The sequence below is a fragment of the Pseudoalteromonas sp. APC 3694 genome (genome assembly GCF_030407565.1).
Lineage (GTDB): Bacteria > Pseudomonadota > Gammaproteobacteria > Enterobacterales > Alteromonadaceae > Pseudoalteromonas > Pseudoalteromonas tetraodonis.
Genome location: NZ_JASDDE010000010.1, coordinates 1 through 16620 on the forward strand (window position 1 = coordinate 1; position 16620 = coordinate 16620).

Sequence of the window (16620 nt, forward strand, 5' to 3'; positions counted from 1 at the left end):
TAAATACCAAACAGACTGCTGCAAATTTAACCTTAAAAGGTCAACAGACCCTAATGGTTTTTATTAATTTGAGCAGTAATTAAAATGGCATTTATTATCTTTATTTTATTAAAAGTTAATAACACTCTGTTTGCTAAGGCTGCGCACCTTACGTAAGTTAAAAGCGATACGCAAGCCACCGGTGTAAAACTTTAATCGTAATTTGGCCGTTGGTGTGGCATAAAAATATAGTAACTAACTCAATTTAAATAACTATTCTATGTAGCTTATGCTTTAAGTATGCATTATTGTTTGTGTACAGTAACCTGAACTCAGGTTAAGTACTAAAAAATTAGTCTCAGTGTTAAAGGAAATAAAATGCAATTATCACCCTCAGTATGTATTGAGCGTACACATAGCGGTTTGGAATTTATTAGTATTAATAGTCGCCAATGTAAGGCGAAAATATTTTTACAAGGTGGGCAAATAACTGAGTTTACACCCAAAGGTAAATTGCCACTATTGTGGGTGTCTGGGGATGAAACCTTTAGTGAAGGGAAGGGCATTCGTGGCGGTATTCCTATTTGCTGGCCTTGGTTTGGTCAACATGAAAATAAAGACTTTCCAGCACATGGTTTTGCGCGCACGCACGTATGGCAAGCCGATGAAGTGCATGAAACCGAGAACGAGATTACTGTTAGCCTAAAATTACCAATGAAGCAGATAGATTCTACCTTTTGGCCTCATCAATCTTCTTTAAGGGTTGAGTTTATTTTATCTGAGCAGTTAGAGGTGCGTTTAACCACCTGTAATTTAGGTAACACCCCATTTAGTTATACACAGGCGCTGCATACTTACTTTCCAACTGATGATATTAATAATACTCGCGTAACAGGGCTGCAAGGAGCGCAATACATAGAATTTGGCCAAGGGCCGTATCAGCAAAGTGATGTGGTTGGTTTTACCCGTGAAACCGATATGGTTTATACCCAAGCCGTGGCTGTGCAAACCATTGAAACTCCTCAAGGGATGATCAGCGTTAGCAGAGAAAACTCGCGCTCGTGCGTGTTATGGAATCCATGGATTGAAAAATCAAAGCGACTATCAAATTTTGCCGATGATGATTATAAAAGCATGTTATGCCTAGAGGCTGCGAATGTACTTGAAGATGCGGTTACGCTTGAGCCAAAACAAAGTCATACCCTAGTAACAACAATTAAGTGGCTTGGCTAAGCCTACCATACGCGTAATGGAGCAAAGTGTGTTTACTAATCAACAAATAACCGACCTACCGCAACATAAAAGCATAGTGTTTGAGCCGCTTGCGGACAAAGCATTGTTGCATGCACAATTGAATTGGTTGTTATTTTTCATTCCTTTTTGCTTAGTACTAGCGGCTGTTTGCTATTTTAATACAGACTTTGCTGCTATGGCGCAAGGTTACTTATTGGTTGCTGTTCCGCTATTAATTTTACTGTGTACGTTATATAGCGTGTTTAGCATAAAATTACAGGGCAGCGCGTTGCGTACCCACGATATTGCTTTTAAAAAAGGCATTATTTGGCAGCAGGTGACAATTTTACCGTTAGCGCGTGTGCAGCATATTGAAATACACCGTGGGCCCATAGAGCGAAAGCTTGGTTTAGCCAGTTTAAGACTTTATAGCGCCGGCGGTATGAGTGCCGATTTACAAATTAGCGGCCTGACCCACGAAAAATGCAAAAGTATTCGTCAGTTTGTACAAAGCTATCGCCACGATGAAACCGCAAGCGAGGCAGCTGCCAGTGAATGTTGATGCTGCGCAAATAACGTCACCTTCACTTAATTGGCAAAAAGTGTCGCCTTGGGCGCTGGCTTATTTTGTAATGCATTTTAGTGTGCGCTTCATAAAAGACGGCTTATTTAATTTACTGCCCGTGTTGGTGGTATTTGTTACCCAAGTAGAAAATAAACTATTTTGGGGGCAAGTTGGGCTCGCGGTTGCTTTGACTTCATTGCTTGCCTATTGTTTTTTGTATTACCGTAGTTTTCGTTTTTGTATTACTGACGAGCATGAAATTTTACTTAATAAAGGCGTATTTAAAAAAGAGCGACTTACCTTAAAATTTTCTCGAGTGCAAAACGTAAATATAGCGGAGCCATTTTACTTCACCCCCATAGGGTTAGTTAATTGTATTTTTGATGCGGCAGGCAGTGTGGCTCAAGAAGCTGTTTTGCCTGGGGTAACTAAAGATTACGCGCAACAAATGCGTAAACGAGTGTTTGACTATAAAGCGCAGCAGCAACCATCAGTAGAGCTCGCTGATACAGCGCAATCTCATATTGAAGAGCAGAGCGAAAATAGTTTAGTTATCACCAATAAAGAAATAGCTAAGTTTGGTTTAATGTCGAATATGGCTATTTTAGCACTTGCGGCAATTGCCCCTTTTATGAATGTGGCCATCGACTTTTTAGAGCAGCAATTTATAACAAAAATAGAGAGTTATTATCAACAAGAGCTCGGTATGATGGCTAATGCAGCTGTGTTTGCGGTTATTACTTTAATTATTATGTTGGTATTTATTGCGGTGTTTTTATCGGTGACTATGTCGCTCATTCGTTTTTATAACTATCAGCTTTACTTTAAAAATAATAAATTCAAACGTATTGCAGGGCTGTTAGAGCGTCATCAACTATCAATTAGTTTAGACAAAGTACAGTCAATCGTTATTAAGCAAAACCTAGTTGCTAGGCTATTAAAACGCTTTACTGTGGAGTGTTTGCAAGCCAGTAGCGGCGGTGCTGCAAGCATGGCGAAAAAGAATAAACAAACCTTAGTGCTGCCTGTGCTCACGCAGGAGCAAGTTGATAATGTGTGTCAGTGGATTTATCCGTGGTTTGACAGTAAAAAGCTGGCATTCAATGCGGTAGAAAGGGCGTTGTTATATAAAAACACGGTGTTTTATGCTTTGCTACCGAGCGTTGCTTCTGGTTTTTTTATTAGCTTTATGCAACTTAATGTATTAATTGCATTAGCATTATTCTTGGTATTAGCCGCGTTAGTGTTTTTATCTTATAAACGTTATGGGTATTACCTTCATCAACAAGATGGGCGTTTTTATTTGGTGGTACGCAAAGGTATGATTGGTGTGCATTACCGGGTATTTGAGCTGTACAAAGCACAAAGCGCTCGCAGTGTGAGCACCTTTTTTATGCGTCGTTCTGGCTTAAAAAGCCTGTATATACAACTTGCTGCAGGCGGTGCGTACGTCCCATATTTAAAACAGCAAGATGCTGACTTCATTATAGATTTTATACTTATGCAGGCTGAGTCAGACCCTCGCAGTTGGATGTAACTTCCTTTGTTCAAAACTCAGATTAAATAATAAAGCGGGTGTAAATACACATTTGCACATGCTTTATTACACTTTTTTACTGCCCGTTTTTTCCATTTGATAATACTCTAAACATTATCAAATGTACTATTTAAGGGATTATTGTGAAAAAGTCACTCATTGCATCAGCCTTATTATTGGCTGCACCTAGCTTTGCTGCTAATTGGCAAACCATTCATACCGAGCATTTTAATGTTCACTTTAGTAGTGAGCATACTGATTTTGCTAAATCGACTGCTGTGGAGCTGGAAATTGTTCGCACTAAAGTGCTTGAGCAACAAAACCGTGCGCTTGATAAAATCGTCGATGTGGTGGTGTTTGACCCTCTAAATGCAGCGAATGGCTTTGCATTACCAACCTCTAATAATCCTGTTATGGCGCTTTTTACTACGCCACCGCAGTCGGATACCGTGATATCAAATTCATCGGGTTGGCAGCAATTGTTGGTGCTGCACGAATACATTCATTTAGTCCATTTAGCGCAGCCAACCCGTAACGACTGGCAGCAAAAGATTCGCGGTGTATGGGATATATACGATTTAACCTATGATGATACACCGCGCTGGGTAGCCGAAGGGTACGCCACTTTAATCGAATCAAAAATGACAGGTCGAGGGCGCTTATTTGATAACTATGCTGAGGCAATACTTAGAGAGTTTGCTCAGCAGGGAGCGCTTCCCACCTATGGGCAACTAAATAGCGATGAGGGCTTTATGGCGGGCTCTATGGCATATTTAATGGGAAGTCGTTTTTTATATTGGCTAGAGCAAAATTACTCAGAGCAGCTACTCGATAATGTATGGGTTCGTATGCGAGCAGTGAAATCACGAGATTTTGACGACGCATTTTCTGATGTATTTGGGCAAAGCGCTGCAAGGTTATATCGTCGATTTATTGCAGAGTATACCTATAAAGCGATGCAACAAGAGCAAACCGAATCACCACTTAATAGCAAGCTTTGGTTAGAACTTGATTTATACGCTAGCAATCCAGCTCTTTCAAATGATGGTAGCAAAATTGCGATAGTTGAACGTGATGAAAAGAGTAAAACAAAACTAATAATTTACAGTACAGAAGACAACACCAAAGCACGAGATAAGTTTACTAAGGTGCAAAAGGAGCTCCTAGAGAACGATAAGCAAGATGTTCCTGATACCCCGCCAATCGTGTTTAAGCGCGAACAAAAACAAGTACTAAATCAAATTAATCGCGCAGGTATTGCTAACCCGCAATGGGTAAATAACAACACACTTTATTTTAATGCCTACAGTAGTGAAGAATCGGGAACTTATAACAAAGTGTCTGACATTTTTAGCTACAACACCGACACTGGCAACATAGAGCAACTTACAGAGCTGGCCGGTATTCGCCGTTTTAGTGTTACCCGTGATGGTGAAACACTTTACGGTGAGCAAATAAGAGCTGGGTATTCTGAATTAGTAAAAGTCGATCTTAATACACAAACAATCACGCCATTTTTTACTAAGAGCTTAAAAACAAGTTATGATTACCCGACTCTGAACCCCGATGAAACAAAATTAGCTTACTTATCAGCATCATTAAACGAAAATTGGCAGTTGTATATACAAGACTTAAACGGTGATGCCAGGCGGTCAATCCCAATGCCTAACGGGTATCAGTATTTAAGTCAGCCGAGTTTCAGTCAAGATGGGGAATCTATCTATTTTGTTGCTGGCCTAAATAATAAAACTGATATTTATAATTATCATATAAAAAATAACACCCTCACACGCTTAACTAACGGGCAAGAAGCGCTCGCATACCCGATTGAGGCTGAAGATGGCTCACTACTTTATTTCTCTATTAATGCCGATGGCCCTGATGTAAAAACGCTAACAACAAAAAATCGCACAGCCGTGACTGATTTCGCTGTAAACAGTGAAGCTCCATTGTTGATGGTAAATAAGCATACCCTGCCACCGGCAAAAATATATACCGATGAGATAGCAGAACAAAGCGATTACGCAGTACTTGAGCAGCGAGCGACGTTTGCCTTGGGATCACAGTATTATTCAGCGTCAACCAGTTTGCTAAGTGTAGGTATAAAAAGTAGCGACTTATTAAAACAACTTGATTTACAAGCGGGTTATAACATTGATTTGCATGACGGTGCATTACATGGCGGCTTTATACAAGCAAAATACAATGCGTTTAATACAAAGTTTAAGCTTGCGCTATTTGATTATAATTTGGATACATCACATCAATATCAACCTAGCTTAAACGCTGATATTGATGCCCGAGGTGGTTTTGCTGCAATAAACCATCCATTGAAATTTGGCCAGCTTCAGTTAACCCCAGAGCTTGCTTATAACTATACAGATTATAAAAATAGCCATAAAAATTGGACACGGTTGAGTATTGCTCAAAGCTGGCAACATGACCGCCAAGCATTTGCCATAGGGCAGAGTATTTATGCCAGCATTTATGATGGGCAGAATCACAGTAGTCATTGGCAAGGTTATGACTTGGCAGCAAAAATATTTGGTAAAGCGTTTGATATACCAATTTTTGTTAACTTTGAGCAAAAGCAAAGAGATGACAGTAGCCTGACATTAGGTGGATTCAGTTCTAATTTAATTAATCAGCAGCAAAGTAGTGAATTTGTGCTTGCTGCTGAACTGCCTTTTTATAGTGCAACCACTGAGCGCTACCAGGGGTATGGTGGTGGCATTAACTTTAAAGAGGGGATGCCTTGGCTTTATTACAAGCAACATCAATTAGACAACAGCGTTTATGCACAAAGTTATGGCTTAAAATACCAAGGTGATTTTAGCTTCGGGATGGGGCCTGCGGGCGTTAATGACTTAACCTTTGATATGGGGTTGTCGCGAGTAGAAGGTGACAGCTTTGAAGATGAAATGCGCGCGTGGTTAAGCTTTTACTATTCATTGTAAAAGCCTATTTAGCTAAGTTACTACCTAAAGCTAGTAACTTAGCTGAGTACTAATATTATAAAACGTTAGCGCTTTTTCGCTGCAGGACACGATTTCTTTGTGAATGCTTTTTACGTTTACGGCGGGTAAGCCACAAATAAAAACCTGTACCAGCGAGCCATACAGGGCTAAGGCCAACAATACACCATAGTATTTTACTGATAAGCCCAGCAAAATAACCAAAGTGTAGTTTTCTAAAACTGTCTATTACTTGCCAACCCGCACCAGCCTCTCGAATATCCCAGTTAGCCATGTGTTCACCTGTTTGCTTATTGTAAGTTATGGTATTGGCGTATTCACTGGTAAGTGGATTACGGGTATTTACTTCGCCATAAAGAGTAATATTTTCATCAGGCTCTCGCGGGAAAACTAAAAAAGTAGTGTTAAAAGTGGGTATTTGCAGCTTGCTATCATTAAGAATGCGCTCAAAAGAAATGTCGTCACTATATAATTTATTTGTAATAGTGTGGTGCTCTTCTTCTGCGTGTTCTATTACTTCGTGATACCACACTGCACCATTAAAATAACCACCGGTAATCGCTAAAACGATAAGGATAGGTGAGCCTAATACTCCAGTCATTTTATGAATGTCGCTAAGTACTATTTGTAATGTTGCGCGCCAGCGTACGCTAAATAGCCGCTGCCAAAATTTACGGTAAATAATTAAGCCGGTGATGCCCAGAGTTAATAAAAATAAAGCAAAAAAGAACCCTAATACGGTACCTGTTTGCCCAGGTAAACTTTTTAAGTCGTTAAGTAAAAAGGTGTAATGGAGCTCTAAAAACCAGTCGGTAAAATAATGAGTTGTGCTTACTGGTTTTGATAAAATCTCTCCGGTGTATTGGTCTAAATGCAACTTATACCAATCGTCAGTGCCACGCTTAACCAAATAAAGCCGGTCGGCGGTGGTGTTATTAAAAAGCTCCCAGCTTCCTACTACATACTCAGGAAAGGCTGCTTCGGCTTTATCTATTAATGAGTCCATAGGTAAGCGAGCAGCTTGCTGCTGTACCACAAAGTGTTTGTCAGGCATCAGTAAGCCATCAATTTCACTTTTAAACACTAAAACACTGCCGGTAATGCTAATAACAATTAACGGAATAATGGCAATTAGCGCCAACCAACTATGAACTTTAAACAGTGTTTTTCTCATTACTTAAGCTTGCATGTTAATTTTTAGATATGCGCATGATAACAGTTATCATTTGTGTTGCAATTATAAAATAGTGAGACTGTGAAGTTATGGCAACGGTTTTTGTATACTCAAGTTGCCACAGGAAGAAACTAAAGTTGGTGTGAAGCTTGTATAAAACCTAGCCAGCTCTACAATGCGCGCACAAAAATAAAGCCTTTAAAAACAAATGTTTAAAAAATGTTTTATTTCTTCCTTTTTATTAACAACAATGTAACGAGCGAGGTTTGCTTTGGCGTATTATTTGCCTATTTTGTCAGTGTTTATTTTGGTTTTTAGTTTTTTACCGCTACTCAATAAAATTATAAAAAACCGCAGTGTATCAGGTGTGTCACTGTTAATGATGACATTTGGTTTAGCGCAAAGTGTATACTTCATTAGCTACAATCTTTACTTTTCTCGCTTTTATATTGCCTTGCCATTTTTTGCGACAGGATTATTGAGTGGTTTAATTTTATACTTTTTTGCACGTTATAATGCCGCTAAACGTCAGAAGCTGCAGTTACTTGGCATGCTTAGCTTTTCGTTATTACCATTTTTGTTGTTACTTAACCCCAACTTAGATACCGCTGTGGTACTTAATGGCTTAACCTATGTGGGCTTAATTATGAGCTCGGTACGGGTTATGCCACAAACCTATAAAACACTTCGCACAGGGAATATTAGTAACCTTAGTGCGCGCTATTTTAGTTTGCAATTTATAGCAGGTATCTGTGGTTTGTTTGCAGAGCTAGCCATGCCAGTGCAAAGTACTTCGCATATATTAATGTTTATTATGATATTGCTAACTAATGCACTGCAATTTGCGTGTATGCAGTATTATCGCGTACGTCCTGTGTTGGCGTAAAATTAGAGTGACCGTTAATTTAATTTGTGGCACCTTGAGTGACCAATAAATAAAAAGTGCCCACTATGAAATTAACTATCCATCAAATCGATGCGTTCAGCAGTGAACTGTTTAAAGGTAATTATGCTGCCGTGATCCTACTAGAGTCTTGGCTTAGTGATGATCTTATGCTGAATATAGCTTCGGAAAACAACGTGTCTGAAACCGCTTTTACTTGTCAGTCGGCAGATGGAAGCTTTGCGATACGTTGGTTTTCGCCATTAATGGAAATTGATTTTTGCGGCCATGCTACATTGGCTGCAGCCTATGTGCTTTGTGAGCAACATAATATAACGCAGGTGCGCTTCAGCACAGAGACGGTGGGCGAACTGATTGTTAATAAAAATAACGATGGCAGCTTTGCCATGACCTTTCCTAAACAAGCCCCTGAAGAGGTTCAGCTCATCCCTGATGCTTTATTAGCTGGCCTGTCTATACAACCTGTTAAAGTGCTGCAAAACCGCCAAGCTTATTTTGCTATTTATGATAATGAGCAGCAGGTTGTAGACCTGAAAACAACCAATGAACAACTAAAAAAATTAGCCCCATTAGATGTGGTTGCAACAGCACCGAGTGTTGGGTATGACTTTATTTCTCGTTATTTTTGGCCTGCCAGTGGGGGTGATGAAGACTTTGTAACCGGCTCAATTCATACTGGGCTTGCCCCTTATTGGGCAGGGCAGTTTGGAAAAAATTCTCTCAGTGCTTATCAAGCCTCACAACGAGGTGGGAAGCTACACTGTGAAGTGGGTGATACAACAGTGACATTAACGGGTCATGCCGTAAGGTACCTTAAAGGCACTATTTACCTTTGAGTTAGTGTAAAAAAGGCCACGTAAAACGTGGCCTTGGTTTACTCAGTGTTATTTACGCTTCTAGCGCTTTGCTAATTAAGCGGTCGATATATTTTTTATGTGCTTTGGTTGCGGTATCAGCGCCCCATGCAACATCTTGATCGGCTATTTGAGTTAGCTGATATAGCGCGGCTGTTTTCGCTAAGTTATCGTATTTACTTGCTTTTTCTAGGCCTGCAATTGCAATTAGCTGATTAACATATTCAATCTGTAAATTATGACTGATTGAATTAGCGGTTTTACTATCAACAAAGATACTTGCAGTTAAATCCTCCATAAATTGCGTAAGGGTGTATTCATTACCATATAAAGCAGTATCTGAAATACGCAGTAACACAGCAGGATGAAGTAGTTGCGCTAGTACACTCTTTTGCATACCTAAAATCATTTTATGCGGTTTAGGGTCTTCGTTTTTACCGTAATGATTAAACCCACGACGCTGCTGCTGCATAAAGTTATACAATGGCTGCATGCTTTGCAGTACATTTGGAGCAAACACATACTCAGCTAAAATAGCCATTGCTTGGGTTTGACGCTCAAGTGGTACCGGTGTAAAAGGCTTTGCTGCATTTTCATCGCCCACGACGGCACGCTCTACATAAACCCCTCCAATTTGACGAGATACCACGCCTGCTTGTGCACGATACTGGCCAAATAGGCTGTTAGCTGAAGTAACAAGCTGTTGGTAAGACTCACCTTTTACTGTAGCTTTGTCTTTAAGTTCAGAAAATAGTGTATTGATCAGTGCCATTCTATCTGCACCATAAGCTGCAGGGTTAGACGACAAGTCACCAATCATCACGCGAGGGTCTATGTGGCGACCTGGTGCACGCATGTCGTCGGCATCGTTACCAAAGGCCAGTGCATGTTCGCTTGAGCGAGCGAGTATTTTATCAAGACGAGCTTGTTCTGCTGCTTCATCTTTAAGTGCTGCGCTGTAGCCGTAGTTTATTGCCCAATCATCGTATGGACCTGGTTTAGTTTGGAAAATATCGCCTTGAGTCACACCTGTTGGCGCTATATTTGCTGGCGCATAGTCCATTACTGAGCCGGTTACTATACCTTGGGTTTTACTTTTGTCGTGAACTTCTTTCTCATCCCACAAAATAGAAGATTTCATGTTGTGATTGAGACCTAGAGTATGCCCTACTTCATGTAAAACCAGCTGGGTTAAGCCTTGGCGTAACATTTCAGTATCTTCAATATCAGCGCCATTTGCTAAGCCTTTTGCAAGTATTAGGTTCTGTTGTAATTCATAACCTAAAGAGCAATTAAGCTCAGTGTTGCTTCCAGGTTGTGTATGGCTCATAGTGCCTTGAGTATAAAGCGTATCGTATATCCAGCGGTTTTTCATAAATACAAACTCAAGCATGATGTCTGAGCCTAAAATTTCACCGGTTAACGGGTTAGCTAATGCTGGCCCATATCCACCAAAAGGTGGCTTAGGTGATGAAGTCCAGCGCAGTACATTATAGTTAATGTCACCAGCATCCCAATCGGCATCATCAGGTTGTACTTTTACTTCTATTGCATTTTTAAAGCCTGCCTTTTCAAATGAGCTATTCCAAGCAAGTACGGCATCACGCACGGTGTCACGCCATTCAACAGGCGTAGTATTTTCTATCCACCAGGTAATCGGCTTTACTGGCTCTGAAAGTGCTGCGTTTGGATCTTTCTTTTGTAGGTCCCAGCGCTTTATTACATCTTGGTATGGTGCCCAGTCAGTTGATGTCATTTTATCAAACTGATTAGTGAAATAACCAATGCGCGCATCATCAAAGCGAGGTTGGTAGCTATTATCAGGTAAAGCTACAAATGAGTGCTGAACTTTTACCGACACGCTTCGGGGGTCGCTTACAGCACCTGAACCTCGAACGGTTGGGCTGCTATTGGTAAATACATAGTCAACTACCACATCTAGATTGTTAGGGTAAGGACGCTGTTTGATGATACGTGATTTTTTATCATCTAATTTACCTACTTTAAAACGCTTTTTAGCATTTTTATCGTTCGGATTAGGCGTTGGTGATACTTTATGCAGTGCTTCACTTAAAAATAGCTTGTTAACATTAAAGGCTATTTTACCTTCTTCTTGCTTTTCTATTTTTATACTTGCAAGTACCGCTTCGCTAATGTTTGCCTCGCTGGCTTTAGCTAGCGCGCTATTTTCGTTAAATAAGTAACGCGGGGTTTTACTAACAATATCGATACGATCAAAGTACTTTCTAAATTCAATTAACTTTGTTTCACGGTACGACCCACGAAAATGACCCGCATCAGTCGCACCATCAATGGTATGTGCAAAATAAACAAAAGGGGTATCGAGCTGTGACTCGTTAATTACCATTAGGTGGTCACCGGTTTTTTCATCTTGGTAAAGATTAAAAATACCCGCAAATTCGGTTTGCCCTTTAATCATTTCACTTAATGTTTGTGGCTTTTTTTCTTCTTTTTTTTCTGCTGCAACAGTATAGCTACTGCCAAGCGCTATACTAAGCGCCAAGGTAAGTGTGGTTAATTTCATCGTTTAGTCTTTTTTAGTTGTTAATGTAATTTTACTGTACGGTGTGTCATGCTTTTTCGCACAGTATGATTAATAAATACTAACCTAAAGTGATTAGCTTTATGATTTATAATGGTAAAAATTTGTAACAATACATTTATAAAGCGGCTTAACAGTGCTTTTTACTTACCTTTTATTTGCTGAAGAAGACCTTATTTATACCTTTTTGTAACAGTTGCTTACAAATGTCACGTTAATGTTTCATTAAGCTTTGGTATCATGGTGCTAATAGTAATTTGGGAGAAATAATCAATGCAAGGTAATGTACTTAGATGGGCTTTTCCATTTGTAGCACTGGCATTAGGTGTTGCTGGTTTTGTTGCAATTAATGCGATTGCAAAAGAGTCAGACAAAAAAGAAGTCATAGACACTCGTCCAACGGTGCAAGTTGAAGCCGTTTCCGCTAACAATCATCAAGTTATCATTAATAGTTATGGTGAAGTGCAGCCACTAGAAAATACCCAACTTTCAGCGCAAGTATCCGGTGAAGTCGTCAGCTGGCATCCAAGCTTTGTGGCCGGTGGTGTTGTGGGTCGCGGCGAAACCTTATTTACTATTGAAAAAGATAACTACGAGGCTGCGGTATTGCAAGCTGAAGCTGAACTTGCCCGCGCTCAAGCGATGTTAATTGAAGAGCAAGCGCAGGCTAAAGTAGCAGAAGACGAAGCAAAACGTTTCCCAAATAAAGCGCGTACAGATTTATTTTTACGCAAACCACAAGTATTGAGTGCGCAGGCATCGGTTAAATCGGCCCAAGCTGCATTAAAAAGAGCCCAACGCGATTTAGACAATTGTGAAATCACCGCACCTTACGATGCATTAGTGGTTAGTCGGAATGTGGGGGTTGGCCAGTTTGTTAGTATGGGCGCTCAAGTTGCCGAGCTGAATAATATTGAAACCGCTGAAGTGATTATTCCGATCGCTGGCTTTGACAGTGTGTTTTTACCTGAACGCGTTAAAGGGGTAACGGCAACCGTTGTCAAAACAGGATTCAATGGGTTTACTCGCCAAGCAGTAATAGACCGCGATTTAGGGATTGTTGATAACGCGACTCGCATGAGCAGTTTAGTGGTAAGAATTGAAGATCCTTACGGACTGACTAATCAGCAGCCTGCAATTAAATTTGGCACTTATGTACAAGTAAACTTTGCCGGCTCTATGCTCAATAATATTTATCGTTTACCGCAAGAGTTAGTAAATAACCAAACCGTGTGGATAGTTAATGATGAGCAACAGTTAGAGCCGCGTAAAGTAAAAGTGATTCGTGAAGAAGGCGAATATTTTTATATTAGCGATGGCTTGCAAGCCAACGATAAGCTCGTTACCACCTTACCGGAATACCCTCAAAAAGGCATGGCAGTAAAAATAGCCGGTTTAACAGAGACTAAAAATACAGATGCAGCAGAAAATGCATCCACTGAAAAACTTTAAGGTAGGGTGAGTTATGAATATCACAGAACAGCCCTATACAACCAAACAAACAGGGTTAATTGCGTATTTTGCTAACAACTCTGTTGCTGCCAATTTAATGATGTTTTTTATTATTGTAATGGGGCTTATAAGCTACTTTACCATTCAGCGACAAATGTTCCCTAATATAGAAGTTAACTATATTACTGTAAATGCAAACTACCCGGGGGCGTCGCCACAAGAAATTGAAGAAAGTATCTTAATAAAAATTGAAGAGTCGCTAAAAGATATAACTGAGATAAAAAAAGGGGTATATCGCGCTTTTCGTAATGGGGGTTCTGCCAGCCTTGAAATTAATACTGACGCAGAGCTTACCGACGTTCTCGATAAGGTCAAGCTGCGAGTAGATGGTATCGCGACTTTTCCTGCAGGAATGGAGCCGGTTACCATTAGCCAAATAGAGTTTCGCCAAGATGTAATTGGCATGACGCTCGTTGCCGACCTACCGCTAAATGAGCTTAAGCCAATCGCAAATCAGGTTGAAGATGAACTCTTGCAGTTATCGAATGTATCTTTAGTGGTAAACGATGTGCCACTGGATGAAATTGCCATAGAAATAGAACCCGATACATTGCGCCAATATAATTTAACTTTATCGGATGTAGCGAACGCGGTACGTCGTTATTCGGCTAACTTTTCAGCCGGACAATTAAAAACTGATGCGGGTGTTATTTCGGTTCGAGTAGAAAATCAGTTTTATTCTGGTGAAGAGTTTAGGCAAATTCCGGTAAAAATTGGCGCCAATGGTGCCAAAGTGTTGCTACAAGATATTGCAATAATCAAAGATCAGTTCGTTGAAGGTGAGCGTTACTTTAAATTTAATGGCGAAAACGCGGTTTATTTATCGGTTAAAGCCACCGAAGAGCAAAATATTATTCCGGTGGCCGATTCTGTTAAAGCCTACATGGACCAAAAAAATAAAGAGCTGCCATTGGGTGTGCGTTTAGAGCCATTAATGGACATGACATACTACCTTAATGCACGCTTAGATATGATGAAAGCTAACTTGTTTCAAGGGGCTATTTTAGTTGCCATTATGCTTTCATTGTTTTTACGTTTTAAGCTGGCACTGTGGGTAATGATTGGTTTACCAGTGTGCTTTTTAGGTGCGATGATGCTGATGCCGTTATTTGGCATCACAATTAATATTGTGTCTTTATTTGCCTTTATTATGGTGCTGGGGATTGTGGTGGACGATGCCATAGTCATAGGTGAAAGCGCCTACACCGAAATAGAGAAAAAAGGCGGCGGTGTTGTCAATGTAGTGAATGGCGCAAAACGAGTTGCCACCCCGGCGACCTTCGGAGTACTCACAACCATTGCGGTATTTGCGCCATTTACACTTTCAAGTGGACCTGAAAGTGCCTTCTTTTATGGTATTTCAGTGGTAGTTATTTTATGTTTAATATTTAGCTTAATAGAATCTAAGCTAATACTACCAGCGCATATTGCGCATACTCACTTTTCACCTATAAACCCTAATGGCTGGCGGGCACGTTTTAATAAGCGCTTTTTTGGCTTTGTAAATGGGCCTTATAGGCAGTTTATTATTAATTGTATCAAATGGCGCTGGACGGTGTTATTTAGCTTTATTGCGCTGTTAATTTTTACTTTTGCGTTAATCTCGTCTAATCAGGTAAGAATGATCCCGTCACCTAAAGTGCCGCATGACTTCCCGCAAATTAATCTTGAGATGAACGATAACGTATCAGACATCCAAACTATTAATGCTATTCGCCAAATCGAAGCCATGGTGCTTGAAATAGATAAGCAAACAGCGCGCGAAGAAGGGCAAAAGATGATTCGCGATGTATTGGTATTTAATCAGGGTCGTACAGAGGCGCAACTATTAGCGCCATTGGTTGATGAAGATTTACGCCCTTATAATGCCTTTGAGCTTTCGCGCCGCTGGCGTGAAGCGATGCCAAATATTGCGGGTGTTAAATCGCTAACTATTCAGGATGATGTTGGCGGTGGAGGCGGCGGTAGTGGCGGTGAGTTCGGCTATTTACTGTATGGCTCTGACATTGATACATTGAATGAAGCCGGGCGTCGCTTTATTGGATTATTGCAGCAGCAAGAAGGCTTATTTGATATCAGTTCAACGATTGATCCTGCTAGCAAAGAAGTACAAATGAGCTTAAAACCAGTCGCCTTTGACTTAGGGTTAGATTTGGCCTCAATTGCAAATCAAGTCGGTGCCAGTTTTTATGGTGGCGAGGCGCAACGTGTTATTCGTCGCGGTGAAGAAGTACGGGTGATGGTTCGTTACCCTAAGCTTACTCGCGAAGCGTTTTCATCGCTTAAACACGCGGTTATCACCACGCCCCAAGGCAAAGAAGTATTGCTAGGAGATGTGGTTGAGCTAACTGAAACCCCTGGTATTAGTTATATTCGTCGTGAAGGCGGTTATCGCACTGTTTATGTGTATGGCAACATTGATGAGGAAGTGATTGAGCCAGGCGAAGTGGTTAAGCAAGTAAAAGAAAATTTACTACCACAACTGTTGGACGAATACCCAAGTGTTAAGTCAGAACTAGGTGGCGCAATTGAAGAACAGCAGGCGCAAGCTAATGAGCAACTGCTATTTTTTGCTGGTGGTATGATTTTAGTTTATATACTACTTGCCGTACCGTTAAAAAGTTACTCACAACCTCTCATTGTAATGTCGGTTATTCCATTTAGTTTAACGGGGGCAATATGGGGTCATTTTTGGTTTGGTTTAGATATTAGTTTAATGTCGGGTTTTGGTTTAATTGCTGCTGCAGGGGTGGTTATTAACGACTCTTTGGTGATGACTGATTTTATTAATCAGGCGCGTCGAGCTGGTATCAGTATAAAAGATGCGGTTATTGAAGCAGGCTGTGCACGCTTTAGGCCCATATTACTTACCTCAATTACGACCTTTGCAGGGGTATTGCCGATTATGTTTGAAACCAGTTTACAAGCCAAATTTGTAATACCTATGGCGGTAGCTCTGGGCTTTGCGGTTATGTTTGCAACACTGATCACCCTTATTTTGGTGCCATGTTTGTATATTATTTTAACCGACATAGGCGCGCTATTTAAGCGCCCGTTCGCAAGTAAAAAAGCGAGCGTAAGTTAACATCACCCAGATCATGTAGCTGAAAAAAGCCAACCGTTTATAAAGCGGTTGGCTTTTTTGTTTTATGCTCATTAGTGCAAACTTTAGTATTGTTTTTAAACTCTGGTTACATTCTTTTGTTTGATTATTGCAACATTGCGAATTACAATCAGTCGGTATTGGTATTACACAATGGTTTTTAGCCTAATACTTTAGTTAACGCATATTAGCTCATGAGCTAGTTTGCCTGTTGAAAGCCA

The 16620-nt window shown here is 40.4% G+C and carries 10 protein-coding genes; 8 read left to right on the forward strand and 2 right to left on the reverse strand.

The genetic code is table 11. From position 1 onward, the window contains the following. The first annotated feature begins 357 nt into the window (after positions 1-357). The 4 genes from QMA00_RS05510 (at position 358) to QMA00_RS05525 (ending at position 6271) form a co-directional block, all read left to right on the forward strand. Positions 358-1212: a D-hexose-6-phosphate mutarotase gene (locus tag QMA00_RS05510; RefSeq protein ID WP_076922338.1), complete on the forward strand. Its 855-nt coding sequence runs from the start codon at positions 358-360 to the stop codon at positions 1210-1212. A 16-nt stretch (positions 1213-1228) separates the two neighbouring features. Continuing rightward, positions 1229-1774: a PH domain-containing protein gene (locus QMA00_RS05515; protein ID WP_076922337.1), complete on the forward strand. Its 546-nt coding sequence runs from the start codon at positions 1229-1231 to the stop codon at positions 1772-1774. Continuing rightward, entirely contained in the window at positions 1737-3314 is a 1578-nt protein-coding gene (locus tag QMA00_RS05520; RefSeq protein WP_254843667.1) for a PH domain-containing protein, read from the forward strand. The genes QMA00_RS05515 and QMA00_RS05520 overlap by 38 nt, the downstream gene beginning before the upstream one ends. 143 nt (positions 3315-3457) lie before the next feature. Then, complete coding sequence (locus QMA00_RS05525; RefSeq protein ID WP_076922335.1) at positions 3458-6271, forward strand: PD40 domain-containing protein; 2814 nt, start codon at positions 3458-3460, stop codon at positions 6269-6271. A gap of 55 nt (positions 6272-6326) precedes the next feature. Here QMA00_RS05525 and QMA00_RS05530 read toward each other — a convergent pair whose 3' ends face one another. Beyond that, entirely contained in the window at positions 6327-7463 is a 1137-nt protein-coding gene (locus QMA00_RS05530) for a PepSY-associated TM helix domain-containing protein (RefSeq protein ID WP_262976205.1), read from the reverse strand. 271 nt (positions 7464-7734) lie between these two features. Here QMA00_RS05530 and QMA00_RS05535 point away from each other — a divergent pair, with 271 nt between their 5' ends. Beyond that, positions 7735-8349: a PQ-loop repeat-containing protein gene (locus QMA00_RS05535; RefSeq protein ID WP_076922333.1), complete on the forward strand. Its 615-nt coding sequence runs from the start codon at positions 7735-7737 to the stop codon at positions 8347-8349. Between the two features lie 65 nt (positions 8350-8414). After that, a complete protein-coding gene (locus QMA00_RS05540; protein WP_076922332.1) occupies positions 8415-9203 on the forward strand; it encodes a PhzF family phenazine biosynthesis protein in 789 nt (262 codons plus the stop codon). 52 nt (positions 9204-9255) lie between these two features. On the opposite strand, the gene QMA00_RS05545 is transcribed toward QMA00_RS05540, so the two are convergent. After that, positions 9256-11766 carry a zinc-dependent metalloprotease gene (locus tag QMA00_RS05545; RefSeq protein WP_076922331.1) on the reverse strand — a complete coding sequence of 837 codons (2511 nt, stop codon included), beginning with the start codon at positions 11764-11766 and terminating at the stop codon, positions 9256-9258. A 291-nt stretch (positions 11767-12057) separates the two neighbouring features. On the opposite strand from QMA00_RS05545, the gene QMA00_RS05550 reads away from it, so the two are divergent. Together QMA00_RS05550 and QMA00_RS05555 are read left to right on the forward strand one after the other, a co-directional pair. Next, positions 12058-13236, forward strand: a complete 1179-nt coding sequence (locus QMA00_RS05550; RefSeq protein WP_076922330.1) for an efflux RND transporter periplasmic adaptor subunit — start codon at positions 12058-12060, stop codon at positions 13234-13236. 13 nt (positions 13237-13249) lie between these two features. After that, positions 13250-16381 carry an efflux RND transporter permease subunit gene (locus QMA00_RS05555; protein ID WP_076922329.1) on the forward strand — a complete coding sequence of 1044 codons (3132 nt, stop codon included), beginning with the start codon at positions 13250-13252 and terminating at the stop codon, positions 16379-16381. Positions 16382-16620: the final 239 nt, after the last annotated feature.